Origin of the sequence: Vibrio caribbeanicus ATCC BAA-2122, assembly GCF_000165125.1 — a bacterium.
GTDB classification, from domain to species: Bacteria; Pseudomonadota; Gammaproteobacteria; order Enterobacterales; family Vibrionaceae; genus Vibrio; species Vibrio caribbeanicus.
Map to the genome: position 1 here is coordinate 58495 of NZ_AEIU01000081.1, position 25058 is coordinate 83552.

The window sequence follows — 25058 nt, forward strand, 5'->3', positions numbered from 1 at the left end:
TTTTAATTAAAAAGGCGCTGTACTCGCAGTACAGCGCCTTTTTATGCTAGTCTCTACCTCTTGCAGATTCTCAAATTAATTCTTATGCATAGCGTACAACTCTCACCAGACTTACTTCCCAAACACATTGCTATTATTATGGACGGTAACGGACGTTGGGCGAAAGCTCAAGGGAAGTCTCGTGTTTTTGGCCATCGCAAAGGTGTTAGCGCGGTACGAAAAACTATTACGATGTCCGCAAAGCTTGGTATCAAAGCATTGACACTTTTCGCCTTTAGTAGCGAGAACTGGCAAAGACCAGTGGAAGAGGTTGGTGTTTTGATGGAACTGTTTATTTCAGTTTTATCAACCGAAATTAAAAAGCTACACAAGAATAATATTAGATTGTGTATTGTCGGTGATATCTCTCGTTTTAGTAAAAGCCTCCAGTCTAAAATTCTTCATGCCGAAAATTTAACGAGAAATAATGATGGCTTGGTGGTAAACATTGCTGCTAACTACGGTGGACGATGGGACATCACTCAAGCGGTAAAAAATATTACTGAAAAAGTCGAAAACGGAAGTATGAAGAGTGAAGATATTAGTGAAGAATTGATCCAATCTCATCTCACTATGGCTGACCTTCCTGAAGTCGATCTTATGATTAGAACCAGCGGAGAATGTCGTATCAGTAACTTTATGCTTTGGCAAATGGCTTATGCTGAAATGTATTTTACTCCTATTTTTTGGCCAGATTTTAATGAAGATTGTTTGGTTGAGGCGATTGATTGGTACCTTAACCGTGAGCGCCGCTTCGGTTGTACTAGCGAACAGATAACAACAACGACTGTAAGTCAATAAAGGAAAAACGTTTGAAATTAAGAATAATAACGGCATTAATTCTCGCGCCTTTGGTTATATTGGGAATTTTCAAACTTTCCCTATCCGCATTTATGGTAGCGCTTGCCTTTATCACTCTTTTGGGGTTCTGGGAATGGACCCAGTTTGTTGGAGGTCCATCTAGAATGGTTGGGCTAATTCCGGGCTTGGCTGTCTCAATCTCTTCTGTTTTGTTTGTTCCTTTTGATGTGTTGAGCCTAAATACGGTTACCTTTCCCCATATTGTTATCCTTTCGCTTGGTTTTATATGGTGGTTGTTTGCCAGCTTTCTTGCTGTGACTTACCCAAGAACAGCGGTCACTTGGAGTGAGTCCAAAGTGTTTCCCCATCTATTCGGGCTACTAACATTACTTCCTTTCTTCTGGAGTGTTGTTCTATTGCGGGCTGAAGGAATAGAGACTTCACCGTATCATGGAGCAAAACTGGTACTTTATGTGTGCTTAATCGTATGGGCTGCTGATAGTGGGGCTTACTTCGTGGGTAAAGCGATAGGTCAGCGTAAGATGGCACCAAATGTGAGTCCAAATAAAACATTAGAAGGGTTATTCGGAGGGATCGTCACAGCCATCATTGTAGGGTGGGCTGCGGCACACTGGTTTAATCTTAAATTTAGTAGTGATGGACTAATGATAGTTATCACTCTAGTTACCGTGGTAATCTCAGTGCTGGGTGATTTGGTTGAAAGCATGTTTAAGCGTGCATCTGGTATTAAAGACAGTAGTAATATTATCCCTGGGCATGGTGGTGTTCTCGATCGTGTTGATAGTTTGACCGCGGCATTTCCTGTTTTTGCCTTCTTATATTTTGTTCTTTAGCGACGTGCTTGGTAACAAAATTAAAATATTGGTATTGTAGAATGTGTAAGTTAACAATTTTGGGTGCGACGGGCTCTATCGGGGCAAGCACACTCAAAGTATTAGTCAATAACCCTGAAAAGTATGAAGTGTTCGCCTTAGTTGCTGGTCAAAATGCGCTAAAAATGGCTGAACTTTGTCGGGTGTGGCGTCCTGAATATGCGGTAATGGCTGATGAATCTTCAGCGAAGCAATTAAAAGAGCTTTTGGGCTCAAACTCTGACCAGATCAAGATTATGCACGGCGTTGATGCTATGTGTCATGTATCTTCTGCTCATGAAGTCGATGTTGTTATGGCTGCTATCGTCGGCGCAGCTGGATTATTACCAACGATGGCTGCTGTTAAAGCGGGTAAGAAGGTATTGCTCGCGAATAAAGAGTCTTTAGTTATGTCTGGGCGTTTATTCATCGACGAAGCAAAGCAGAGTGGCGCTCAGATACTGCCAGTTGATAGCGAGCATAATGCGATATTCCAGTGTCTCCCTAATGAAGTACAGACTAGCTTAGGGCACTGTCAATTATCAGAGTATGGTATATCGAATATTTTATTGACAGGCTCTGGTGGCCCGTTTTTAAATTCTGAGATATCTACATTAGCAAGCGTTACGCCGCAGCAAGCCATTGCTCATCCTAATTGGTCGATGGGACCGAAAGTTTCAGTAGACTCTGCAACCATGATGAATAAAGGCCTGGAGTACATTGAAGCAAGATGGCTCTTCAATACGACGCCGGAGCAATTGAAAGTCATTATACACCCGCAATCGATCATACATTCAATGGTTCAATACGTTGATGGTTCAGTGATCGCGCAGATGGGGGAACCAGATATGGCTACCCCGATTGCTTGCGCCTTGTCTTATCCTTCTCGTGTCAATGCAGGTGTGAAAGCGCTCGATTTTTCGACGATTGGTAGTTTGAATTTCTTACAGCCCGATTATGCACGATACCCTTGTTTGAAGCTTGCGATAGATGCCTGTTTTGAAGGTCAACATGCGACCACGGCACTCAATGCAGCGAATGAAATCGCGGTAGAGGCATTCTTAAATTCAAAATTGAGATTTACAGATATTGCAAGGGTAAATGATGCTGTCGTCGCTAAAATTAGTGCTCATTACAATGAGTCTAACTGTTCAGACCTAGAGAGTTTGTTAGAGATTGATAAAATGTCTAGGGCCATGACCGAAGCCTTGATGAGGGAATATAAAAAATGACAGATATTATTTGGAACCTTGCCTCTTTTCTTGTTGCGTTGGGTATTCTGGTTGCTGTACATGAATATGGTCATTTCTGGGTAGCACGTCGATGCGGTGTAAAGGTTGAAAAATTCTCTATTGGATTTGGCAAATCAATTTGGAGTCGGGTAGGAAAAGACGGGACGGAATATAGTTTGTCAATTATTCCTCTCGGGGGCTATGTTAAAATGCTTGATGGACGCGTCGATGATCTAAGCGATGATGATCGCCCTTTTGCATTTGACCAAAAGCCTCTTTGGCAGAGAAGCTCTATAGTCGCTGCTGGGCCAGCCTTTAATTTCTTATTTGCTATTTTCGCTTATTGGTTGGTTTTCTTAATCGGTGTGCCTGCTGTTAAGCCCGTTGTCGGTGAAGTTTTTCCTGACTCTATTGCGGCACAAGCAGGCCTTGAATCAAATATGGAACTAAAAGCAGTTTCAGGTATCAAAACTGCAGATTGGGAATCAGTGAACATGCAGCTTATCTCTCATATTGGGGATAAGGCCATGACATTGACTGTGGCTCCGAGTGATAGTATCGGCGTTGAAGAGATTAAGCAGCTCGATCTTGAAAATTGGACCTTTGATCCAGAAACAGAGTCTGCAATGAAGTCTCTTGGTTTTGTTCCGTTCAGGCCACAGATTTCGATGACACTAGCAAGTGTTTCTGATTCTGGAGCTGGTGGTAAGGCTGGTTTAGTCTCGGGAGATACGATAGTAAGTATCGATGATAAAAGTGTGGCGAGCTGGCAACAGATTGTCGACCTTATCCAAGGCAGTCCAGAGAAAGCAATGACGATTGAGGTTGAGCGAGATGGAAGATTGACAACCTTATCACTTGTTCCTGATTCGCGAGAGTTAGAAAATGGGAAAATAATCGGATTCGCTGGTATTGCTCCACAAGTGGGAGAGTGGCCTGATAACTATCGATTTGACCTACAGTTTGGTCCTCTGGAAGCGATTGCTAAAGCATCGGATAAAACAATTCAAGTCATCGAGTTGACAATGAGTATGCTGAAAAAACTCATAGTTGGTGATGTCGGTATTAACAACCTTAGCGGGCCTATCTCTATTGCTAAAGGTGCGGGAACGACCGCCGACTATGGATTGGTATACTTTTTGGGTTTTCTAGCATTGATAAGTGTGAACCTTGGTATTATTAACCTGGTACCACTCCCAATGCTTGACGGTGGACATTTATTATTTTTCGCGATCGAAGCAGTCATCAGACGTCCAGTACCCGAAAAAATTCAGGAAATGGGTTATCGTCTAGGCGGTGCTGTGATTTTTGCCCTAATGACAGTAGCTATTTTCAATGATTTTGCCCGTTTATAGACGAACAAAGTTTGAAGTAAGGAATAATTAGAACATATATGGCGATGAAAAATATTCTCTTTTCGACCTTATTGGCGACAAGTGTTAGTGCATATGGAGCTGAGAACTTTGTAGTTCGAGATATTAAAGTTGAGGGTTTACAACGTGTAGCTCTCGGTGCTGCATTACTTAAAATTCCGCTTCGAATTGGCGACAATGTTGAAAATCAGGATGTATCAAAGATAATTAAATCTTTGTACTCAACAGGTAACTTCGAAGATATTAAAGTTCTGAGAGAAGGTGATACGCTGGTTGTTCAGGTTAAGGAAAGGCCTACTATTGCCAGTATTTCTTTTTCTGGTAATAAAGCGATTAAAGAAGAACAGTTAACGCAAAACTTGGATGCCTCGGGTATACGAGTTGGAGAGGCGCTAGATAGAACGACACTGTCTAATATTGAAAAAGGACTTGAGGACTTTTATTACAGTGTTGGTAAGTACAATGCCAGTGTCAAAGCGGTTGTTACGCCACTACCAAGAAACCGTTCTGACCTCAAGTTTGTATTTACTGAAGGTGTCTCCGCAAAAATTAAACAAATCAATTTCATCGGTAATGATGCCTTTAGTGATGATGAGTTGCGTAAGCGCTTTGATTTGAATGTAGATGTTTCTTGGTGGAATTTCTTATCCGATGATAAATATCAAAAGCAAGTTCTTGCTGGTGATTTAGAAACGCTTAAGTCTTACTATCTTGATAGAGGGTATCTCAAGTTTGATCTTACCTCGACTCAAGTCGCTATTTCACCCGATAAAAAAGGTGTATACATTACTCTGGGCATTGATGAAGGTCTTCCTTATACCGTAAAGGACGTTAAGTTTAGAGGCGATTTATTAGGTAAAGATGAAGAGTTCCAGAGGCTGAATACTTTCGCACCGGGCGATGTCTATAATGGGTCAGCAGTGACTTCTCTGGAAGAAAATGCCAAGCGTATTCTTGGTGAATCCGGCTATGCCTACCCTAAAGTAAGAACGGTGCCAGAGTTTGATGATGAAAATCAATCGGTGACTTTGGTTGTTAATATAGAGTCGGGTAAACGAATATATGTTCGAGACATCCGCTTCGTCGGCAACAACGCAACAAAAGATGAAGTATTAAGGCGTGAAATGCGTCAGATGGAAGGTACTTGGTTAAATTCAAAATCCATCGAAACAGGCAAAAAGCTCCTCAGTCGTCTCGGCTTTTTTGAAACTGTTGATGTCGATACTGTCAGAGTGCCGGGAAGTGATGATCAGGTAGACTTAGTTTATCGAGTTAAAGAAGCAAACTCAGGCAGTGTTAACTTCGGAGTTGGCTATGGCACAGAATCAGGTGTCAGTTTCCAAGTCGGTTTGCAACAGAACAACTTCGCTGGCACGGGAAATCGAGTCGGTATTACTGCGATGACTAATGACTATCAAAAAAATATTAGTCTGGACTACCGCGATCCTTATTGGAATTTGGACGGTGTCAGCCTTGGCGGAAAAATTTACTATAACCAATTTGAAGCGTCAGATGCAGGTCTGGTTGATTATACCAATGAAAGTTATGGTACAGATTTAACGTGGGGTTTCCCTTTTGATGAGCTTAACCGCTTCGAATTTGGTGTCGGATATGTTCACAATAATATCGGCAACGTGCCGATTTATGACCAAGCTCAATTATTTGCTCAAAGTATTGGTCAAACTGGCAACTCTATTGTGACCAATGATTTTGATATCGAGCTATCTTGGACAAGAAATAACCTCAACCGTGGTTATTTTCCAACAGAGGGTAACTACCAACGAGCATCTGCCAAAGTTACTGTTCCTGGCTCAGATGCTCAGTACTATAAACTGCAGTATGACGTAAGGCAGTATTTCTCTCTTACTAAAAAGGAAGACTTTGCACTCCTTATGAGAGGACGACTAGCTTATGGTAACGGGTATGGGAATGGTGGTAGTGGTGGTGATATGCTTCCGTTCTACGAAAACTACTATGCAGGTGGTTTCTCCACACTGCGTGGATTTTCATCAAATAGTATAGGGCCTAGAGCTGTCTACACTATGGATATTGACCCCTCTCGTTGTACGACAACCTCATGTAAAAATAAAGCGCCGGATTCAGTGGGCGGAAACGCTATGGCATTGGCAAGTATGGAGTTAATTGTACCGACTCCATTTGCATCCGACGAATTGAAAAACCAAATTCGTACGAGTCTCTTTATTGATGCTGCGAGCGTTTGGGATACCGAGTTTAATTATGATCCAGATAACTCATCAATTCCAAACTACAGAGATTATTCTGATCCAACTGAATATCGCGCATCTTATGGTGCTGCGTTACAGTGGATATCGCCAATGGGACCTCTGGTCTTTTCAATTGCGAAACCGTTAAAGTCATACGCGGGTGATGATGAAGAATTCTTCACCTTTACAATTGGTAAAACCTTCTAATTAAAGGATATTTCAGTGAAAAAAGTAGTGAAAGCAGCTAGCCTTAGCCTTCTTATGATGACCTCGTATGCATTTGCGACGACAACAGAAGCGGCGCAAAAGGTTGGTTATGTAAATACAGCACAGGTCTTTCAAGCCCTACCGCAACGTGAAGTTGTTTTGCAAACAATGCAAAAAGAGTTCAAAGAAAAGGCAGATGAACTGAAAAAACTTCAATCAGATGCAAGATCTAAGATCGAGAAGTTGCAGCGAGACAAAGAGCTGCTAAGTCAAGATGACATTGAAAAACTACGTATTGATATCGCTAAACTTGATAGTGAATACAAGGTAAAAGCTCAAGCATTCGAAAAAGCAACTGCTCGTCGTGAAGCCGAGGAGAAAGCGAAGCTATTTAAGGTCATTCAAGATGCTGTGAAGAAGGTAGCCGAAAAAGAAGGTTACGATATTGTGGTTGATATTCAGACCATGCAATATGGTAAACCAGAGTTTAATATTTCAGAACAAGTGATTCAAAAACTTAAATAATTGACTATGAACAAACTTTCTCTAGCCGAACTGGCAAGCATTACCTCCGGTACGCTTTACGGCGACGCCGATGTTACTGTTTCAGCAGTAGCACCAATGCAAAAAGCACAGGAAGGGGATGTAACCTTCCTTTCGGATGCAAAATACGCAAAGTACTTACCAGAGTGTAAAGCGAGCGTGGTGATGGTTAAGGAAAACCAGCGTGAATTATGTCAATCCAATGTACTGGTCGTCGAAGACCCTTATGTCGCATTTGCTCGGGTAGTTCAAGCTTTGGATTCGACGCCTCTACCCGCAGACAAAATAGAGGCATCAGCTGTTATTGCCAGTGATGTTAAGCTGGGAACTGGTGTCTGTATTGGTGCGAATGCCGTTATCGAAACGGGTGTTGAGCTGGGTGACAATGTCATTATTGGAGCAGGCTGTTTCATCGGTAAAGGAGCCAAAATTGGTGCCAATACTAAGTTATGGGCGAATGTTTCCATTTATCATGACGTAATTTTAGGCTCAGAATGCTTAGTACAATCTAATGCAGTTATTGGCTCGGATGGCTTTGGCTACGCGAATGATAAAGGTGAGTGGATTAAAATTCCTCAACTGGGCTCTGTTAAAATTGGTAATCGAGTGGAGATCGGCGCGTGTACATCAATTGATCGAGGCGCGCTAGAAGATACTGTGATTGAGGATAACGTGATTATCGATAATCAATTACAAATCGCTCATAATGTACACATCGGATATGGTTCAGCAATGGCCGGTGGTACGATTGTCGCCGGCAGTACCAAAATTGGTAAGTACTGTATGATTGGTGGGGCGAGTGTCCTCAATGGTCATATCGAAATTACAGATGGCGTTACCATTACCGGTATGGGAATGGTCATGCGTAGCATCGATCAGAAAGGTGTTTATTCTTCAGGTATTCCACTACAGCCTAACAAGGAGTGGAGGAAAACTGCAGCTCGAGTTCATCGTATTGATGACATGAATAAGCGACTGAAATTGATAGAAAAGCAGCTGGAAAACTCAGCAGATAGCTGAAAATAAGCTGATAAAAGACTCGCTCGTCGCGGGTCTTTTTATTCGATGTTACATACACTACAAGTATTTTTAAATAGGAACACGACGTTGATAACTGAATCAAAAATGATGGATATCACTGAAATTCAAGAGCTTCTTCCTCATCGCTACCCATTCTTGATGATTGATAGGGTGCTCGACTTTCAAGAAGAAAAATTCCTCAAAGCGATTAAGAATGTCTCAGTAAATGAGCCTCAGTTTACAGGCCATTTTCCTCAGCTTCCCGTATTTCCTGGTGTTTTGATCTTGGAAGCAATGGCACAGGCAACCGGTTTGTTAGCATTTAAGTCATTTGGAGCGCCTTCTGAAAATGAGCTATATTATTTTGCCAGCGTCGATGGTGCTAAATTCCGTAAGCCTGTCGTCCCTGGTGACCAGTTAGTTATTGAAGTTGAATTTTTAAAGGAACGCCGTGGCATCGCCGCTTTTAGTGGCAAAGCGTTAGTCGACGGTGAAGTCGTATGTTCTGCTGAGTTAAAATGTGCTCGTCGAGAGTTTTAATATGATTCATGAAAGTGCGAAGATCCATCCCTCGGCAGTGATCGAAGAGGGAGCAAAAATTGGTGCTCACGTCAGTGTTGGGCCTTTTACTTACATCACAGCCAATGTTGAAATAGGTGAAGATACGGAGATAATGTCTCATGTTGTCATCAAAGGCCATACCAAAATTGGTCGTGAAAACCGTATTTTTCCTCATGCTGTTATCGGGGAAGAAAATCAAGATAAAAAATACGGCGGTGAAGATACAACAGTCGTGATTGGTGACCGAAACGTATTTCGGGAAGCTGTGCAAGTTCATCGAGGAACGGCTCAAGATAAAGCGACAACCCTAATCGGTGACGATAATTTATTTTGTGTTAATGCCCACATTGCACATGATGTGATCGTCGGTAATCATACCCATATCGGTAATAATGCTATTCTTGGCGGGCATGTCACTGTTGAAGATTATGCTGGAGTTATGGCCCTATCTGCGATCCATCCATTTTGTTCGGTAGGTGCATATGCTTATATCGGTGGTTGTTCCGCGGTAGTGCAAGACGTACCGGCTTATGTTCTTGCTCAAGGGAATCATGCAACGCCATTCGGTTTAAACCTCGTAGGCCTTAAAAGAAATGGCTTTGAGAAACCAGAGATCAGAGCAATACAAAAAGCCTATAAGGAAATCTATCGTTCTGGAAAAACAATGGAAGAAGTGAAGCCCACTTTGGTTGAAATGGCTCAAACTTGGCCTTCTATTCAGCGTCTTATTGATGTTTTAGAGACGACAGAACGCGGTATTATTCGTTAAGCTATCGCTAGCATGCCCAAGTACTATTCAGTTGTATGGGTATAAAGATCGCACTCCTCATCGGTTGCGATCTTTTTTGTATTTTGTTCACTAAAATATTTTCCCTTAAGTTGGGAATTCATTTGAGGTAAAAATGGGCAGACCATTACGTATCGGCATTGTTGCAGGGGAGCTCTCAGGAGACACGCTGGGAGAGGGGTTGATGATATCAATCAAGAAACAGTATCCCGATGCTGTTTTTGTTGGTATCGGTGGACCAAAGATGATCGCTCAAGGCTGCGAATCTCTTTTCGATATGGAAGAGCTTGCTGTTATGGGTTTGGTTGAAGTTTTGGGGCGACTACCGCGTTTACTCAAAGTAAAGGCTTCGTTAGTACGATATTTTACGCAAACCCCTCCAGATGTTTTTGTCGGTATCGATGCGCCAGATTTTAATTTACGTTTAGAAAAAAGTCTTAAAGACCAAGGTATTAAAACTGTTCATTATGTGAGCCCTTCGGTATGGGCTTGGCGTCAAAAACGTATTTATAAAATTGCCGCAGCAACGGATCTTGTGTTGGCATTTTTGCCGTTTGAAAAAGCCTTTTATGATAAATTTAATGTCCCTTGTGAGTTTATTGGCCATACTTTGGCCGACTCAATACCGCTGGAAAATGATAAACAACCAGCAAGGCTCGCACTGGGTATAGAAAATAGTGATAAAAAATGGCTTGCCGTTCTTCCTGGTAGCCGCGGTAGTGAACTAAAAATGCTTGCCGAACCTTTTATCAGTGCTTGTAAAATTTTAAAACAGCAGCACCCCGATCTTGGTTTTGTAGTGGCTTTGGTTAATGACAAGCGCCGTGAACAATTTGAGCAAACATGGAAGCAAATTGCCCCTGAGCTTGATTTTATATTGGTTAACGATACGGCAAAAACTGTGATTACGGCTTGTGATATGGCGATGCTAGCATCAGGTACTGTTGCTTTGGAATGCATGTTACTCAAAAGGCCTATGGTTGTTGGTTATCGAGTTAACCCTATCACCGCCTATATCGCAAAAAAACTTGTCAAAACGGACTATGTTTCACTGCCGAATATTTTGGCAGACAAAGAGCTGGTCAAAGAGCTTCTTTTAGAGGACTGCACGCCAAAAAATTTAGCCGATGAGATCAACTGTTTGATGGGCGAGAAAGGCCAAAATATGGTGCAAGAATTTGCGTCATTACATCATACTATTCGGAAAGGAGCGGACGATCAGGCTGCTAATGCGGTTATCAATTTAATTAGGGATAAAAATAAACAATGAGCAAAGTGTTGTCACCATTTGAATACCCTATCGGATATCAATCTATCGCTGGTGTCGATGAAGTAGGGCGTGGACCTTTAGTTGGAGATGTTGTCACGGCAGCGGTTATTCTAGATCCTAATCGTCCGATCGTTGGCTTAAATGACTCGAAAAAGCTTTCAGAGAAAAAACGTCTCGCACTTTTCCCAGAGATAAAAGAAAAAGCATTAGCATGGTCAATCGGCCGTTGTTCTCCGGTTGAAATAGATAAACTCAATATTCTTCATGCGACTATGGTTGCAATGCAGCGTGCTATTGAAAATCTGAATATTATGCCTGATCTGGCTCTGATTGATGGTAACCGTTGCCCTCACTTACCTATGGCTGCTCAATCTGTGGTGAAAGGTGACCTGCGAGTAGCCGAAATTAGTGCTGCGTCCATTATTGCCAAAGTAGTTCGGGATAGTGAAATGGCACAGCTGGATAGTTTATACCCCGAATACGGTTTTGCGCAGCATAAAGGTTACCCAACCAAAGCTCATTTAAACGCAATTGAAGCCCATGGGGTCATTGAGCAACATCGCAAAAGCTTTAAACCCGTCAAACGGGCTCTTGGGCTAGATTAAAAGTACTTTAAGGTGTTTAAATTGGTTATTTTCACATAAAATAACCACGAAAGATTCTCCAAGCTATCAATTTTCCGGACGTTACACATGTCAGAACCTAAGTTTATTCACCTTCGAGTCCACAGTGACTTTTCCATGGTTGATGGGTTATCTAAGGTTCCAGCCTTAGTCAAAAAAGTCGCTGAAATGGGAATGCCTGCGGTGGCCCTGACCGATTTTACCAACCTATGTGGGCTGGTGAAATTTTATGGATCGGCTCATAGTAGCGGAGTTAAGCCAATTATAGGTGCTGACTTTCTCATGCAATCCGAGGAGTTTGGAGAAGAACTGACTCGCATTACAGTATTAGCGGCAGATAATCTCGGATACAAAAATCTGACCCTGCTCATTTCTAAAGCCTATCTTAGGGGGCATATACAGCACCATCCTGTGATTGATAAAAAGTGGCTTGCTGAATTGTCCCAAGGACTAATTGTATTATCTGGAGGCCGAAGTGGTGAGATAGGAAAAGCCCTTTTAAAAGGGAATCAACATGTTGCTTCTCAATGTGTTGATTTTTATAAAGAGTATTTTCCTGACAGATTTTATCTAGAATTGACTAGAACTGGGCGTGCTGATGAGGAAGCCTATCTGCACTTTGCACTGGAGTTGGCAGAAATAACCCAGTTACCTGTTGTAGCGACTAATGAAGTTGTGATCTTAGATGACTCTTTTTTTGAGGCTCATGAAATACGAGTTGCTATTCATGATGGTTACACTCTCGAAGACCCAAGAAGGCCTAAAAATTATAGCTCGCAACAATACTTGCGCAGTGAACAAGAAATGTGTGAGCTGTTTTCTGATATTCCTGAAGCTTTAGAAAATAGCGTAGAAATTGCCAAAAGATGTAATGTAACTGTGCGTCTCGGAGAGTATTTTTTACCGGCGTTTCCAACCGATGGAATGGAAGAAACTGAGTTCTTGATCAAAAAGTCTCAGCAAGGATTGGAAGAACGTTTAGAGTTTCTTTTTCCTGATCCGAACACTCGTGCGCAGCGTCGTCCCGAATACGACGAAAGACTTCAAGTAGAATTGGAAGTTATTAATAACATGGGCTTTCCTGGCTACTTTTTGATAGTCATGGAGTTTATTCAGTGGTCAAAAGATAATGCGATCCCCGTTGGGCCGGGGCGTGGTTCGGGTGCAGGTTCGCTAGTCGCTTATGCGCTAAAAATTACCGATTTGGATCCACTTGAATACGATTTGCTGTTCGAACGTTTCCTTAACCCAGAACGGGTTTCTATGCCTGACTTTGATGTCGACTTCTGTATGGACAAGCGTGATCAGGTGATAGATCACGTAGCTGAGATGTATGGCCGAGATGCGGTGTCTCAGATCATTACTTTTGGAACCATGGCTGCGAAAGCGGTTATTCGTGATGTGGGCCGAGTACTTGGTCATGGGTTTGGCTTCGTTGATCGTATTTCGAAACTAGTTCCACCTGATCCGGGTATGACATTAGAAAAGGCATTTCAAGCCGAGCCTGCTCTGCCAGAGCTTTACAATAACGATGAAGAAATTAAAGAGCTCATCGATATGTGTCGGATTTTGGAAGGGTGTACTCGAAATGCCGGTAAACACGCAGGTGGCGTCGTTATCTCCCCAACGACAATTACTGACTTTGCTCCCATCTATGCTGATGCAGAAGGGCACTTCCCTGTCACACAGTTTGACAAGAATGATGTTGAGACAGCAGGCTTGGTTAAGTTTGACTTCTTGGGACTACGTACTTTAACCATTATTGATTGGGCTCTTGGGTTAATTAACCCAAGATTAGAGCGAGAAGGTAAGCTTCCGGTCGTTATTGAATCTATTCCTTTGCAAGACCAAGCTTCGTTCAACTTATTACAAAATGCAGAGACAACCGCGGTCTTTCAGCTCGAATCACGAGGAATGAAAGAACTGATCAAACGACTTCAGCCTGACTGTTTTGAAGATATTATCGCACTGGTGGCACTTTTCAGACCAGGACCACTTCAGTCAGGGATGGTTGATAACTTCATTGATAGGAAACACGGGCGTGAGGCGATCTCTTATCCTGATGAAACTTGGCAGCATGAGTCGCTAAAAGAAACACTAGACCCCACTTACGGCATCATTTTGTATCAAGAACAAGTGATGCAAATTGCTCAAATCTTGGCAGGTTATACGCTCGGTGGAGCGGATATGCTGCGTCGAGCCATGGGTAAGAAAAAGCCTGAGGAGATGGCCAAACAGCGAGGTACCTTTAAAGAAGGGGCTGAGAAAAATGGCGTAAATGGCGAACTTGCAATGAAAATCTTCGATTTGGTTGAGAAGTTTGCAGGCTATGGTTTTAACAAATCTCACTCTGCCGCTTATGCGCTTGTTTCGTACCAGACCCTATGGTTGAAAACACACTATCCAGCCGAGTTCATGGCCGCCGTTATGACGGCAGATATGGACAATACGGAAAAAGTTGTTGGTTTAGTTGACGAATGTATTCGTATGAAGTTAAAGGTTCTTCCTCCTGACATTAACTCTGGCGTCTATCGTTTTAATGTTGATGAGACTGGAGCCATTGTCTACGGTATCGGGGCTATCAAAGGGGTCGGCGAAGGACCAATTGAAGCCATTCTTACCGCGCGGGAGAAAGGTGGACATTTTAAAGATTTATTCGATTTTTGTGCGCGGATTGATCTGAAAAAAGTGAACAAACGTGTTATCGAAAAGCTTATTTATGCTGGAGCATTAGACCGACTAGGTCCACACCGAGCTGCAATGATGGCTTCTTTAAATGATGCGGTAAAAGCGGCAAGCCAACATCATCAGGCTGAGTCTTTTGGCCAAACAGATCTATTTGGTGTTTTAACCCAAGCTCCCGATGAAATTGAAAAAAAATACACTCAGGTAGCACCATGGCCAGAAAAAGTCTGGTTAGAGGGAGAGCGTGATACACTCGGATTGTATCTAACAGGGCATCCAATTAATGCTTATTTAAGGGAACTTACCAAGTATACTAGTTGTCGACTAAAGGACGCCACTCCAACACGGCGAGATCAAAGTGTTACTGTTTCCGGTTTGGTTATCGCTGCAAGGGTTATGACGACAAAACGCGGCTCCCGAATCGGTATCATGACACTGGATGATAGGAGCGGTCGTATGGAGGTCATGCTCTTTTCAGATGCACTTGACCGCTATGCCGAAATGTTAGAAAAAGATAAAATATTGGTGGTTTCTGGACAGGTCAGCTTTGATGATTTCAATGGCGGCCTTAAAATGTCCGCGCGTGAAGTGATGGATCTGGGATCCGCCCGAGAAAAATATGCACGGGGACTATCCATCTCGATCGATGAATCCCAAATTGATCAAGCGTTCTTTGAACGTTTCAGTAAGATATTGGAGCCCTACCGGGCAGGGAGTGTTCCTGTTCGTGTATACTATCAGCGCTCGGACGCGCGTGCATGTTTAACGCTAGGCACTGAATGGCGGGTTACGCCCAGTGATGCGTTGCTAGATGAATTAAGAAAACTACTTGGCAATGATCAAGTGGAACTCGAGTTTAACTAAGTCTGTTGGGAAGACCGATGGATGACAAAGGATCGATAAATGAGCCTAAATTTTTTAGAATTTGAAAAGCCGATTGCTGAGTTAGAAGCCAAAATTGAAGCACTGCGCAGTGTTTCACGTCACGGTGGTGAATCAGGTGTTGATCTTGATAAAGAAATCGAACAACTAGAGAAAAAAAGCCTAGAACTAAAAAAGAGAACTTTTAGTGATCTAGGTGCTTGGGAGACAGCTCAGATGGCTCGTCACCCTCAACGTCCATACACGCTGGATTATATTGAGCACGTCTTTACTGAATTTGAAGAGTTAGCAGGCGATCGACACTATGCGGATGATAAGGCTATTGTTGGTGGTATGGCTCGTTTAAATGGTCGTCCAGTGATGATCATTGGTCATCAAAAGGGCCGTGAAACGAAAGAAAAAGTTAGACGTAACTTCGGTATGCCTAAACCTGAAGGTTACCGTAAAGCGCTGCGTTTAATGCAAATGGCCGAGCGCTTTAATATGCCGATCATTACTTTTATTGATACCGCAGGTGCTTATCCAGGTGTAGGCGCAGAAGAGCGCGGGCAGTCCGAAGCGATTGCAACCAACTTGAAAGTGATGGCTGGGTTGAAAGTGCCGGTGATATGTAACGTTATCGGTGAAGGTGGCTCTGGTGGTGCATTGGCGATTGGCGTCGGTGACTACGTGAATATGTTACAGTATTCAACCTATTCTGTTATCTCGCCTGAGGGGTGTGCGTCGATTTTGTGGCGTGATTCTGATAAAGCTCCTCAAGCGGCAGAAGCTATGGGACTGATTGCTCCTCGCCTCAAAGAGCTTGAGCTTATCGATGACATTATTGAAGAGCCACTAGGCGGTGCGCATCGCGATCATCAGCAGATGGCGAAAAATATGAAAGAGACATTAACTCGTCAGCTTGACGAATTGTCTCATTTTGAAAGCGATCTTCTACTTGAGCGCCGCTATCAGCGTTTGATGAGCTACGGTTATTGCTAAGTTATCTTTTATTTTAAATAAGGCTGAACTTTGGTTCAGCCTTTTTTGTTATCAGTGATATTATGTTGGTTTACTTAGGTATGCTCTAGATTATTCGGTTGGGTAATGTTGACTATGCAAGACTTAGAAAGTGTTTTTAACTCAACGATCGAGCAGTATATTCAGCCTCAAGGTCAGATTGTTCTTGCTTTGAGTGGCGGACTAGATTCAAGAGTTATGCTCGCTCTACTCAAAAAGTATTGTGAGAACACAGGTAGCAAAGCCATCGCGGTTCATGTTCACCATGGTTTGAGTATTCACGCCGATGACTGGGCAAAACAATGTCAGAAGTGGTGTTTAGAGTCGGGTTTGGAGTGTTTTGTTGAACATGTATCATTGGATTTGAAAGGAAAAAGCCTTGAAGAGAGCGCGCGAGATGCTCGTTATGTGGCTTTGAGTAAGCACCTTAATGAAAATGATGTCTTGCTGACGGGGCAACATGCTGATGATCAATTAGAGACTTTTCTCCTTGCTTTAAGAAGAGGAAGCGGTCCCAGAGGGTTGTCTTGCATGCCACAAGTCGCTCCAATGGGAAATGCATTGTTGGTTAGACCGCTTCTGCATGTCAAAAGGCATGATATTGAGTCATACGCTAAAGACTCCAACTTAGAGTGGCTCAATGATGAAAGTAATCAAGATAAAAGATTTGAGCGTAATTATATTCGTCATACCATAGTGCCAAGTTTGAGTAAGCGATGGCCTCACATTCAACAATCGGTACAGAGATCTAGTGAACTTTGCGCAGAGCAAGAAGCACTGATTGAAGAGTTGATATCGGAAAAGTATCGACAGTGCTTGCGGCAAGATAAAAGTCTCAGTATTTCAAAGCTTATAGGTCATAGTGAAAACGTTCGCCGCTCCATTATTCGTATGTGGCTAAGTAACGAAAGCATTAAAATGCCAACACGATCTCAACTGGAGATAATTTGGCAGCAAGTCGCAATGGCTCAGCAAGATGCAAATCCTAAATTACAGCTTGCCAACATTGAGATTCGTCGTTTTTTAGAGGCGTTATACATTGTTCGCGATTTCCAATCGTTGGCTAATTGGAACAAAGATATTCATTTTGAACAGCCATGCTTATTACCCGATAATCTGGGGACGCTTGTTTTAATCTCGACTGGGAATGGTCGTTTGTCGAAGCAAAGTCTTAATACTGCTCCTTTAAAAGTTATTTTTGAGCCTGAAGGTTTAGTCGCTCACCCAACGGATAGAGCACATCGAAGAAAATTAAAGAAGTTGTTCCAAGAATACGCTGTTCCAAGTTGGATGAGGCGCCGTACACCAATATTGATGTGTGGGGAGAAGGTAGCTGCGGTAGGAGAGCTATTTGTGGACCGTGCTTTTTCGGGTGATGATTGTGATTTTGTCTGGCAGCGTTATTGATGGAAAAGAAATTTATACAATGGAGTTCAATTTGAAACAGCGGTCTATTGTTAATCTGTTTTTTTGTCTTTTACCGTTCGTATACATATCGAATTGTTATGCTTCTGGTAATATTGAGAAAGGCAAGGCACGCTCTGGCGTATGTTCTGCATGTCATGGCGAGAACGGAGTGGCTGTGATTCCAGGTTATCCAAACCTTAGAGGACAGAGTGAGCAGTACTTAGCTGAAGCTCTAACCGCATATAAAAACAAGCAGCGTGAGGGCCGTTTAGCTTCGATTATGCAGGTGCAAGCCTCCCTGCTTAGTGAGCAAGATATTAAAGACTTGGCGGCGTACTACGCCAGTCTAGATGATTAAACTCATTGACCTAAATGAAACAATGACAACAGAGAAACTTAAGGGAAGAAGATGAAGAAGATTGAAGCCATTATTAAGCCATTTAAATTAGATGATGTGAGAGAATCTCTGGCGGAAGTCGGTATTACAGGTATGACTGTATCTGAGGTCAAAGGGTTTGGACGTCAGAAAGGGCATACTGAGTTGTATCGTGGTGCTGAATATATGGTCGATTTTTTACCCAAGGTTAAGTTAGAGATAGTGGTTACTGACGATGTTGCTGATCAATGTGTTGATAAGATCATTGAAACGGCTCATACCGGTAAAATTGGAGACGGAAAGATTTTTATTACGGATATAGAACGTATTGTCCGGATAAGAACTGGCGAAGAAGACGAAGATGCGATTTGATTGACAGGAAAGAGCCCAAAAGGTGCTGTTTGCAGAGGTATTCAAAAATAGTGAGCTCAAACGCGCTGCTACTTTTTTGTTGTGTAGGTTTGTTCCACATTTCTGGTTGACTGTATACCCAAGTAACCTCAAGATACTAGGTTTAGCGAGAGTAGATTGCTTGAAAGGCAAGGTAACGATTTGAAAATCTAGTCATCTAAATTGAAAATTGGTAACGACGTATGTAAAGCAAGACAACTCGCCCTTTGGGAGGGTGCCACAGTGCCGATTTCATCGTCAAACAACTTGGTAAGAGTCGACTATTACGCTGCGTTATTTTCCTTGAACTCAACACTGTGGCCTCGCTCTGAATGCTGCATTTTGAAGTCACTTGGGTATATATGAAAAGAAAAACCTTTGTAATTCTGTTGGCTACTTTGCTTATTGCCCCGTTGGCCCTGTATTCCTGGTTGTTTGATATTCCAAACAGAGCCTATATCAATGTGATTTTTAATCAGAACTTGATGTCTACGTCATTGCCTTGCTATGAGGCGAAGAACCCTAAGTTTCTTGATGTAAATAATCGGATTAACTTGGCTGTTTGGAATATTTACAAACAGAATCGTGATGATTGGCAGCCATTTCTATCAGACTTAGCCTCGGACAAACAACTGGTGTTACTTCAAGAAGTGGCCCTAGATGACGGATTTATAAATTGGTTAGCAGATGGTTCGAGCTTTGCAGCACAAGCTAATGCCTTTAGCGTCAATGGTCGTGTTGCTGGTGTTTTAAATCTGTCCCAAAGCCAACCGAAAAAAGTATGTGCTATGCGTGCATCAGAGCCTTGGATACTGCTTCCAAAGTCAGCACTTTATTCTTTATTTCCTCTAAGCAACGGCCAAGAGCTTGCTTTGGTAAACATACATTCGATTAATTTTTCGATTGGGGTTGAGGAGTATCTTGGGCAGATAAAAGAGTTAGCTCAAAAACTGAGTCAACATTCAGGGCCAATTATTTTTGCCGGGGACTTTAATACTTGGAATGATTCGCGGATGCGTGTTTTAAATGATGTTATGGAAGATTTAGAGCTGTCTGAGGCGATCTTTGAGCAAGATCAGCGTACGCGATTTATCAATGGTTTTGTGTTGGATCATATTTTTTTCCGTGGCCTTAATATGATTGATTCAAAGACAATACCAACGACAGCATCTGATCATAACCCATTGGTGGTGAGCTTTGATTTGCCGTCAGAATAAAGGCTGTGTAGCCAGATGATCCAAGTTACGGTAATGTTTTTCGCCCCCCTTGAGTCCTATATCTTGAGGTGACTCGGGTATACCATTGAATTACCCAAGAGTGGTCAATACGATCTCGACCACTCTTAAAGTGAGCCATTCATATTAGTTTGAATTAGACGCTGACTTTGGTGACATCTACATACAATTTTAGCTTTTGGCCAGGCTTGAGGTAGTTTCTACTATTTAGACTGTTCCACTTTACAATATCACCGGTTTTGACTTTGAATTTCTTTGCAATTCCACTTATGGTATCTCCAGAGCGTACATTGTAAAAAACAGTGCGAATAATGGAACCTTGACTGTTATTTTTCCATATAACCAGCTTCTGTCCTACTTTCAACGTGTCTCTTGGCCCCATACCATTCCACTTAGCAAGGGATTGATGGGAAACTTTATTGTTTTGAGCAATTGACCATAAACTATCCCCACGTTTAACAATATGGGTTATCTTATAGTGTCCTCGAGCCTTAGCTTGTGTTTTAGCCAGACGGTTAGAGGCGCTCAGTGCATAAACTGAATTTTCCTTTGTGGATGTGGGTATCATAAGGAATTGACCAACACGAATACGATTTCCGGTAATACCATTGGCAGATCGAATTAATTTTGGTGTTGTTTTGTATCGTTTTGCTATCGCTATAAGGCTGTCACCTGACCTGACTTGGTAGCGAATGACTTTAACGCCTTGCCCCTTATTCTCGGACAATGCTTGTTGGAATTTATCGACACTATGAATGGGGAGCAATAGTTTTTGCGGCCCATTCGGTGCTGTTGCCCATTGGTTGTATGCTGGATTGAGGCTCTGTAATTTTCTCACTGTTATCCCCGCATAATTGGCAGCAACCGCTAAATCTAGTTGCTCTTTTGGATCAACAAGTTCTACGACGGGATGATTGGCAATTTCTGGTATAGATACGCCATACTTTTCTTGATTAGCAATCACATCTGCCAATGCGAGTAACTTGGGCAAATACCCACTTGTCTCTTTAGGTAAATCTAGAGAGAAGAAATCGGTCGGTTTACCCAGTTTGTTGTTTTTTCTGATCGCACTCGATACTCTTCCGCCGCCACTATTGTATGCGGCGATTGCATGCGTCCAATCTCCGTCAAATCGTTTGTTCAAATAGGATAAATAATCAAGGGCAGCGTCTGTGGCAGCTGCTACATCTCTACGGCCATCGTACCAAAAGTTTTGTTCAAGCCCGTACATTTTTGCGGTGCCTGATACAAATTGCCATAAACCTGCAGCACTGCCATGAGAGTAGGCAAAGGCATCAAATGAGCTCTCTACAACAGGCAACAAGGCAAGTTCAAGTGGCATTTTACGTGCTTCAATTTTTTCTGTAATCAGATAAAGAAAAGGTTCAGCACGTTTGGCTACGGTCTTTAGGTGATTTGGATGATTGATATACCAAGTGCGATAGTAGTTAATGATTCTATTGTCTGGAACAGGCATCTCAAGTTGCATTGATATCCGGCGCCAAACATCTTGTTGGGTTTGAGGGGTAGTTATTGGTGAGTGCTCAGATGATGTTCGGTTTTCTTTATGTAACTCATTATTACTCAGAGGTTTGTTATTTATTGTTGAACTATCGATCTGTTCAGTATCGATAGGCTGATTTAGCTGACAGCCTGATAGAATGAGTGCCAAAACCCAGCAGTCTTTAATTCGCATTATCCAACCCTTTTTTTTCTTGGTTGATGATAATACTTGTCTCTTTGATTCTGTGACAAGCAGCAAATCGTTAAAATTCGTTCTTCCACTCACGTAATGCGGTAAAAACTGCAAGTGAGTCGGTTTTTACGGTGCGATTGGACACTGAGCGTACAATGTTTTTTTCTTCTGTGCGTAAAAAAGGGTTAATTAGTTTTTCTCGTTGCAAGCTGGTTGGCAATGTTGGTATCTGTTGCGCACGCATTCGATTGACTTCATCTCTATACTGTTGGAGGTATGGATTTTCTGGTTCAACAGCTAAGGCAAAAGCGACGTTACTGGCTGTGTATTCATGAGCACAAAATACTTCGGTTTCATCGGGTAAAGCAGCTATTTTTTGCAAAGAGCTGTGCATTTGTTCCATCGTGCCTTCAAAAACTCGGCCGCATCCTGCTGAGAACAGCACATCACCGCAAAATAGCTTACCATCCCCCACGTAACCAATGTGGCCGAGGGTATGTCCTCCAATATCTAAAACCATAAAGATTTCATTAAATAACTCAATCTGGTCTCCTCCAGATACAGCATGAGTCAAGGTTGGAATAGGCTCTTCTTTTGGGCCAACAACATTAATACCTGGGTACTGTCTTACTAATTCAGCAACGCCTCCAATGTGATCATGATGATGGTGAGTTATCAAGATGGCTTCTAAAACTAAGTTATGTTGTGCCAAATAGTCGAGCACGGGAGCGGAATCGCCTGGGTCAACGATGGCACATCGTTTGTCACTATTTTCAATCAGCCAGATGTAATTATCGTTAAATGCGGGTATGCTTTTGATGTCTAACATGGTTTTTTCTCCCGTATATTATTATTCACTGATTTTACAATGAAGTAGGGTTCTATGAAGCCAGCACGCAGCGCCAAGAAGCTCGAAAAACCTCATTCATGGGAACAACTCAGGAATGGGCAATGGGTAAGTGAGTCTATACAAATCCGTCTAGATGAGTGGTGTCCCAGGCTGTTTGGATATCATTTACTAAAACTTGGTGGCTTAAGTTGTGAGTTAACCAGTTATAACTGCAATATTCAACACCAAGTTCATTTGGATACGCAAAACCCTTTGAGTAATGTCATTGCTGATGGATATGATTTGCCTTTTTTAGAAAAGAGCTTCGATGCCGTTCTGGTGGCACATCAGTTAGACTATTGTAACGACCCTCATCGAATGTTGCGTGAAGTCGATCGAGTGGTGATTGATGATGGGTATCTTATTATTACAGGGTTTAATCCATTGAGTTTGATTGGCTTGACTCGATTTATGCCATGGAAAAAAAAATACCTACCTTGGAGTGGTCGAATGTTTACTCCCAATCGAATGAAAGATTGGCTCGGCTTGCTGAATTATCAAATTCTAGAGTGTGATAGTTATGCTGTGTTCTCTTCTCCCAAATCAAACCTATTGAGCGTTTGGCTGGAAAATAGTTTGGGTGAATGGGCATCGCCATTTGGTAGCCTTTATTTTATTGTCGCTAGAAAGCGGACTTATCCGCTGAAACCAATAAAACCGCACTGGAAGCTCAAGCGTAAACTATCACCATTGAGTATCAACTACCGAGTATCCAATCGAGGCAGAGATGGTATACCTAAATAGCATAAGCTTATTTAGGTAACTGGGCTTTCACATCCTTGTCTTGGTTCAAAGCAAAGACGCTTGACGAGGTTAATTGGGAATATAGCCAACATCTTCTTGGGTTGGGTTTTCTGCAGCTTGTCTTGCTAGCTCATCACACATTTCATTTTCTCTGTGTCCCGCATGCCCTTTTACCCAGCGCCAATCAATGTTGTGTCTTTGTGTCTCGGTATCAAGAGCTTGCCACAAGTCTGCGTTTTTGACTTGTTTTTTATCTGCGGTTTTCCAACCTCGTTTTTTCCAATTATGGATCCATTGGGTGATCCCTTGGCGAACGTACTGACTGTCTGTGGTTAAAATGACGTCACATGGTTCTTTTAATGTTTGTAATGCCACTATGGTTGCCATCATCTCCATACGGTTATTAGTCGTCATGGCATAGCCTTGAGCGAGGGTTTTCTCTACCTTCTTGTAACGGAGTACAATACCGTAACCACCTGGGCCAGGATTACCTAAGCAAGATCCATCAGTGAAAATTTCCACTTGTTTCGTCATGATTTGATACTATTGGGTTAAGAACATTACTGACATAGTCTGACACACATATTGTTATGAATACTAGCCACATTTCAGATCAACATAGAATTATCGTACTCGATACAGAAACAACCGGTATGAACCTTGAGGGGGGACCGCATTATCAGGGGCATCGAATTATTGAGATTGGTGCTGTTGAAATTATTAATCGTAAGCTGACAGGACGTCACTTTCACGTATACATCAAACCCGATCGTGACATTCAAGCAGAAGCTGTCGGTGTTCATGGTATAACGGATGAGTTTTTGCGCGATAAACCTGAATACAAAGATGTACATGCTGAGTTTTTAGCATTCATTAATGGTGCTGAGCTTGTTGCTCATAATGCGTCGTTTGACGTTGGTTTTATGGACTATGAGTTTAGCATGCTGGATGCCAGTATCGGAAAAACAGCACAATACTGTAAGGTGACCGATACGCTTGCAATGGCAAAGAAAATTTTCCCGGGTAAGCGAAATAACCTTGATGTTTTGTGTGATCGATATGGTATCGATAATTCTCATCGTACGTTACACGGCGCATTGCTCGATGCTGAAATCTTAGCCGATGTATACTTATTAATGACGGGTGGGCAAACATCATTGCAATTTAATGCTGGGTCTGCCTCGGAAGAGGGCGTCGAATCAATCAAACGAGCAGCTCAGGGGCGAAAAGCGCTAAAGGTTTTAAGAGCTACTGCCGATGAAATAGATGCACATGAGAAAAGATTAGAATTAATCGAAAAAAATGGACATTGCCTTTGGCGCTAATAGGAGAGAAAGTTTGAGGGTCTGGACAATTATTTTAGTTGCACTGTGTAGTTTTTATGCGAGCGCAGATCAGACATCTTCAATGTCTCTTCTCGACAATCGGTTTCGAGTTGACCCGTCTATTAAGCAGATAAACTTTGTTATTTATCGTGCTAAGCCTTCTAAACCTGTAGTCCTTGTTCGGCCGGATGGCGAAAAATACTATGTATCGAATCACCCAAGTAATGTCAGTTGGTACCAGGAATCATCCATGGACATTATTTCTATCGATAATCCTATGCCCGGGCCATGGCAAGCCATCGGCAAGATAACGCCTAAAAACAACATTGTTTTAATTTCACATTTAAAGCTTTCCACGGATCGTCTTCCCTACCGTCTGTATCAGGGAGAGTTACTCAAGTTTAATGCTCGTTTGACTGCAGATGGCGAGCCTCTGGTCCTCAGAGACTTTTTAAATCGGGTAAAGCTTAAAGTGACGTTCACCAAGTTTATTGAAAATGAGGAAGCAGTCGTTTCAGGAAAGAAGCCTTCACCTGAGGTGATTGGTGAATTTGCAGATAATGGTAAAGGGCTCGATGAAGTTGCGGGTGATGGCGTATTCACAGTTGAATTACCCATCACTTCTGCTCCAGGGAAATATCGTGCTCAGATAACGTCGGGTAACGGGGTATTTATGCGGGCACAGGAACAAGAGGTTTTAGTTTACCCCACGCCTGTGCAGGCAACCTTTATTCAATCTCATGATGAAGAGCAACCAAACCAAGTTGTAGTGTCCGGAGAAGAGGGGATTATCGAGCCTGGTTCCTTAGCGGGGACCATTGAGCATATTACTCCGTATGATGATGTTACGACGGTTCAAGGCTCGGCAGACCCTGAT

The 25058-nt window shown here is 42.4% G+C and carries 23 protein-coding genes; 20 read left to right on the top strand and 3 right to left on the bottom strand.

Annotated features, from left to right (window positions below; translation table 11 throughout):
- Nucleotides 1-84: 84 nt before the first annotated feature.
- The 17 genes from uppS (at nucleotide 85) to RH40_RS12835 (ending at nucleotide 19509) form a co-directional block, all read left to right on the top strand.
- Nucleotides 85-840, top strand: a complete 756-nt coding sequence (gene uppS, locus RH40_RS12755; RefSeq protein ID WP_009601956.1) for a polyprenyl diphosphate synthase — start codon at nucleotides 85-87, stop codon at nucleotides 838-840.
- 11 nt (nucleotides 841-851) lie between these two features.
- Nucleotides 852-1694, top strand: a complete 843-nt coding sequence (locus RH40_RS12760) for a phosphatidate cytidylyltransferase (RefSeq protein ID WP_009601957.1) — start codon at nucleotides 852-854, stop codon at nucleotides 1692-1694.
- A gap of 41 nt (nucleotides 1695-1735) precedes the next feature.
- Nucleotides 1736-2944, top strand: a complete 1209-nt coding sequence (gene ispC, locus RH40_RS12765) for a 1-deoxy-D-xylulose-5-phosphate reductoisomerase (protein ID WP_009601958.1) — start codon at nucleotides 1736-1738, stop codon at nucleotides 2942-2944.
- On the top strand, nucleotides 2941-4299 hold the full coding sequence (gene rseP, locus RH40_RS12770; RefSeq protein WP_009601959.1) for a sigma E protease regulator RseP: 1359 nt from the start codon (nucleotides 2941-2943) through the stop codon (nucleotides 4297-4299). Before ispC ends, rseP begins: the two co-directional genes overlap by 4 nt.
- 38 nt (nucleotides 4300-4337) lie before the next feature.
- Nucleotides 4338-6749, top strand: a complete 2412-nt coding sequence (gene bamA, locus RH40_RS12775; RefSeq protein ID WP_009601960.1) for an outer membrane protein assembly factor BamA — start codon at nucleotides 4338-4340, stop codon at nucleotides 6747-6749.
- Nucleotides 6750-6764: 15 nt separating this feature from the next.
- Nucleotides 6765-7274 carry an OmpH family outer membrane protein gene (locus tag RH40_RS12780; protein ID WP_009601962.1) on the top strand — a complete coding sequence of 170 codons (510 nt, stop codon included), beginning with the start codon at nucleotides 6765-6767 and terminating at the stop codon, nucleotides 7272-7274.
- 6 nt (nucleotides 7275-7280) lie between these two features.
- Entirely contained in the window at nucleotides 7281-8312 is a 1032-nt protein-coding gene (gene lpxD, locus RH40_RS12785; RefSeq protein ID WP_009601963.1) for a UDP-3-O-(3-hydroxymyristoyl)glucosamine N-acyltransferase, read from the top strand.
- 45 nt (nucleotides 8313-8357) lie between these two features.
- Nucleotides 8358-8852 (top strand): 3-hydroxyacyl-ACP dehydratase FabZ, encoded by a 495-nt coding sequence (gene fabZ, locus RH40_RS12790; RefSeq protein ID WP_422636334.1) that lies wholly within the window; start codon nucleotides 8358-8360, stop codon nucleotides 8850-8852.
- A gap of 1 nt (nucleotide 8853) precedes the next feature.
- Nucleotides 8854-9642: an acyl-ACP--UDP-N-acetylglucosamine O-acyltransferase gene (gene lpxA / locus RH40_RS12795; protein ID WP_009601965.1), complete on the top strand. Its 789-nt coding sequence runs from the start codon at nucleotides 8854-8856 to the stop codon at nucleotides 9640-9642.
- Between the two features lie 133 nt (nucleotides 9643-9775).
- On the top strand, nucleotides 9776-10930 hold the full coding sequence (gene lpxB, locus RH40_RS12800) for a lipid-A-disaccharide synthase (RefSeq protein WP_009601966.1): 1155 nt from the start codon (nucleotides 9776-9778) through the stop codon (nucleotides 10928-10930).
- Nucleotides 10927-11535 carry a ribonuclease HII gene (gene rnhB / locus RH40_RS12805; protein ID WP_009601967.1) on the top strand — a complete coding sequence of 203 codons (609 nt, stop codon included), beginning with the start codon at nucleotides 10927-10929 and terminating at the stop codon, nucleotides 11533-11535. Before lpxB ends, rnhB begins: the two co-directional genes overlap by 4 nt.
- A gap of 87 nt (nucleotides 11536-11622) precedes the next feature.
- Complete coding sequence (dnaE, locus tag RH40_RS12810; RefSeq protein ID WP_039954698.1) at nucleotides 11623-15102, top strand: DNA polymerase III subunit alpha; 3480 nt, start codon at nucleotides 11623-11625, stop codon at nucleotides 15100-15102.
- A gap of 39 nt (nucleotides 15103-15141) precedes the next feature.
- Nucleotides 15142-16101: an acetyl-CoA carboxylase carboxyl transferase subunit alpha gene (accA, locus tag RH40_RS12815; protein WP_009601969.1), complete on the top strand. Its 960-nt coding sequence runs from the start codon at nucleotides 15142-15144 to the stop codon at nucleotides 16099-16101.
- Between the two features lie 114 nt (nucleotides 16102-16215).
- On the top strand, nucleotides 16216-17526 hold the full coding sequence (gene tilS / locus RH40_RS12820; protein ID WP_009601970.1) for a tRNA lysidine(34) synthetase TilS: 1311 nt from the start codon (nucleotides 16216-16218) through the stop codon (nucleotides 17524-17526).
- Nucleotides 17527-17545: 19 nt separating this feature from the next.
- Nucleotides 17546-17884 (top strand): c-type cytochrome, encoded by a 339-nt coding sequence (locus RH40_RS12825; protein WP_009601971.1) that lies wholly within the window; start codon nucleotides 17546-17548, stop codon nucleotides 17882-17884.
- A gap of 51 nt (nucleotides 17885-17935) precedes the next feature.
- Nucleotides 17936-18274: a nitrogen regulatory protein P-II gene (gene glnB, locus RH40_RS12830; protein ID WP_009601972.1), complete on the top strand. Its 339-nt coding sequence runs from the start codon at nucleotides 17936-17938 to the stop codon at nucleotides 18272-18274.
- A 380-nt stretch (nucleotides 18275-18654) separates the two neighbouring features.
- On the top strand, nucleotides 18655-19509 hold the full coding sequence (locus tag RH40_RS12835; protein WP_009601973.1) for an endonuclease/exonuclease/phosphatase family protein: 855 nt from the start codon (nucleotides 18655-18657) through the stop codon (nucleotides 19507-19509).
- A 154-nt stretch (nucleotides 19510-19663) separates the two neighbouring features.
- Here RH40_RS12835 and RH40_RS12840 read toward each other — a convergent pair whose 3' ends face one another.
- Together RH40_RS12840 and gloB are read right to left on the bottom strand one after the other, a co-directional pair.
- On the bottom strand, nucleotides 19664-21223 hold the full coding sequence (locus RH40_RS12840; protein WP_009601974.1) for a lytic transglycosylase: 1560 nt from the start codon (nucleotides 21221-21223) through the stop codon (nucleotides 19664-19666).
- 70 nt (nucleotides 21224-21293) lie between these two features.
- Nucleotides 21294-22052, bottom strand: coding sequence for a hydroxyacylglutathione hydrolase (gloB, locus tag RH40_RS12845; RefSeq protein ID WP_009601975.1), 759 nt, complete (start codon nucleotides 22050-22052; stop codon nucleotides 21294-21296).
- A gap of 54 nt (nucleotides 22053-22106) precedes the next feature.
- On the opposite strand from gloB, the gene RH40_RS12850 reads away from it, so the two are divergent.
- Nucleotides 22107-22856: a class I SAM-dependent methyltransferase gene (locus RH40_RS12850; protein WP_009601976.1), complete on the top strand. Its 750-nt coding sequence runs from the start codon at nucleotides 22107-22109 to the stop codon at nucleotides 22854-22856.
- A 69-nt stretch (nucleotides 22857-22925) separates the two neighbouring features.
- On the opposite strand, the gene rnhA is transcribed toward RH40_RS12850, so the two are convergent.
- Nucleotides 22926-23390: a ribonuclease HI gene (gene rnhA, locus RH40_RS12855; RefSeq protein WP_009601977.1), complete on the bottom strand. Its 465-nt coding sequence runs from the start codon at nucleotides 23388-23390 to the stop codon at nucleotides 22926-22928.
- 56 nt (nucleotides 23391-23446) lie between these two features.
- On the opposite strand from rnhA, the gene dnaQ reads away from it, so the two are divergent.
- Together dnaQ and RH40_RS12865 are read left to right on the top strand one after the other, a co-directional pair.
- A complete protein-coding gene (dnaQ, locus tag RH40_RS12860) occupies nucleotides 23447-24181 on the top strand; it encodes a DNA polymerase III subunit epsilon (protein ID WP_009601978.1) in 735 nt (244 codons plus the stop codon).
- Nucleotides 24159-25058: TIGR03503 family protein (locus RH40_RS12865; RefSeq protein ID WP_050790450.1), on the top strand; the 900-nt coding region annotated here is incomplete at its 3' end. The genes dnaQ and RH40_RS12865, both read left to right, overlap by 23 nt.

Excerpts from the sequence above, each read along its gene's own strand:
- uppS (WP_009601956.1), top strand. The coding sequence starts at position 85 with ATGCATAGCGTACAACTCTCACCAGACTTACTTCCCAAACACATTGCT.
- ispC (WP_009601958.1), top strand. The coding sequence starts at position 1,736 with ATGTGTAAGTTAACAATTTTGGGTGCGACGGGCTCTATCGGGGCAAGC.
- rseP (WP_009601959.1), top strand. The coding sequence starts at position 2,941 with ATGACAGATATTATTTGGAACCTTGCCTCTTTTCTTGTTGCGTTGGGT.
- bamA (WP_009601960.1), top strand. The coding sequence starts at position 4,338 with ATGGCGATGAAAAATATTCTCTTTTCGACCTTATTGGCGACAAGTGTT.
- lpxD (WP_009601963.1), top strand. The coding sequence starts at position 7,281 with ATGAACAAACTTTCTCTAGCCGAACTGGCAAGCATTACCTCCGGTACG.
- fabZ (WP_422636334.1), top strand. The coding sequence starts at position 8,358 with ATGTTACATACACTACAAGTATTTTTAAATAGGAACACGACGTTGATA.
- lpxA (WP_009601965.1), top strand. The coding sequence starts at position 8,854 with ATGATTCATGAAAGTGCGAAGATCCATCCCTCGGCAGTGATCGAAGAG.
- lpxB (WP_009601966.1), top strand. The coding sequence starts at position 9,776 with ATGGGCAGACCATTACGTATCGGCATTGTTGCAGGGGAGCTCTCAGGA.
- rnhB (WP_009601967.1), top strand. The coding sequence starts at position 10,927 with ATGAGCAAAGTGTTGTCACCATTTGAATACCCTATCGGATATCAATCT.
- dnaE (WP_039954698.1), top strand. The coding sequence starts at position 11,623 with ATGTCAGAACCTAAGTTTATTCACCTTCGAGTCCACAGTGACTTTTCC.
- accA (WP_009601969.1), top strand. The coding sequence starts at position 15,142 with ATGAGCCTAAATTTTTTAGAATTTGAAAAGCCGATTGCTGAGTTAGAA.
- tilS (WP_009601970.1), top strand. The coding sequence starts at position 16,216 with ATGCAAGACTTAGAAAGTGTTTTTAACTCAACGATCGAGCAGTATATT.
- RH40_RS12825 (WP_009601971.1), top strand. The coding sequence starts at position 17,546 with ATGGAGTTCAATTTGAAACAGCGGTCTATTGTTAATCTGTTTTTTTGT.
- glnB (WP_009601972.1), top strand. The coding sequence starts at position 17,936 with ATGAAGAAGATTGAAGCCATTATTAAGCCATTTAAATTAGATGATGTG.
- RH40_RS12835 (WP_009601973.1), top strand. The coding sequence starts at position 18,655 with ATGAAAAGAAAAACCTTTGTAATTCTGTTGGCTACTTTGCTTATTGCC.
- RH40_RS12840 (WP_009601974.1), bottom strand. The coding sequence starts at position 21,223 with ATGCGAATTAAAGACTGCTGGGTTTTGGCACTCATTCTATCAGGCTGT.
- gloB (WP_009601975.1), bottom strand. The coding sequence starts at position 22,052 with ATGTTAGACATCAAAAGCATACCCGCATTTAACGATAATTACATCTGG.
- RH40_RS12850 (WP_009601976.1), top strand. The coding sequence starts at position 22,107 with ATGAAGCCAGCACGCAGCGCCAAGAAGCTCGAAAAACCTCATTCATGG.
- rnhA (WP_009601977.1), bottom strand. The coding sequence starts at position 23,390 with ATGACGAAACAAGTGGAAATTTTCACTGATGGATCTTGCTTAGGTAAT.
- dnaQ (WP_009601978.1), top strand. The coding sequence starts at position 23,447 with ATGAATACTAGCCACATTTCAGATCAACATAGAATTATCGTACTCGAT.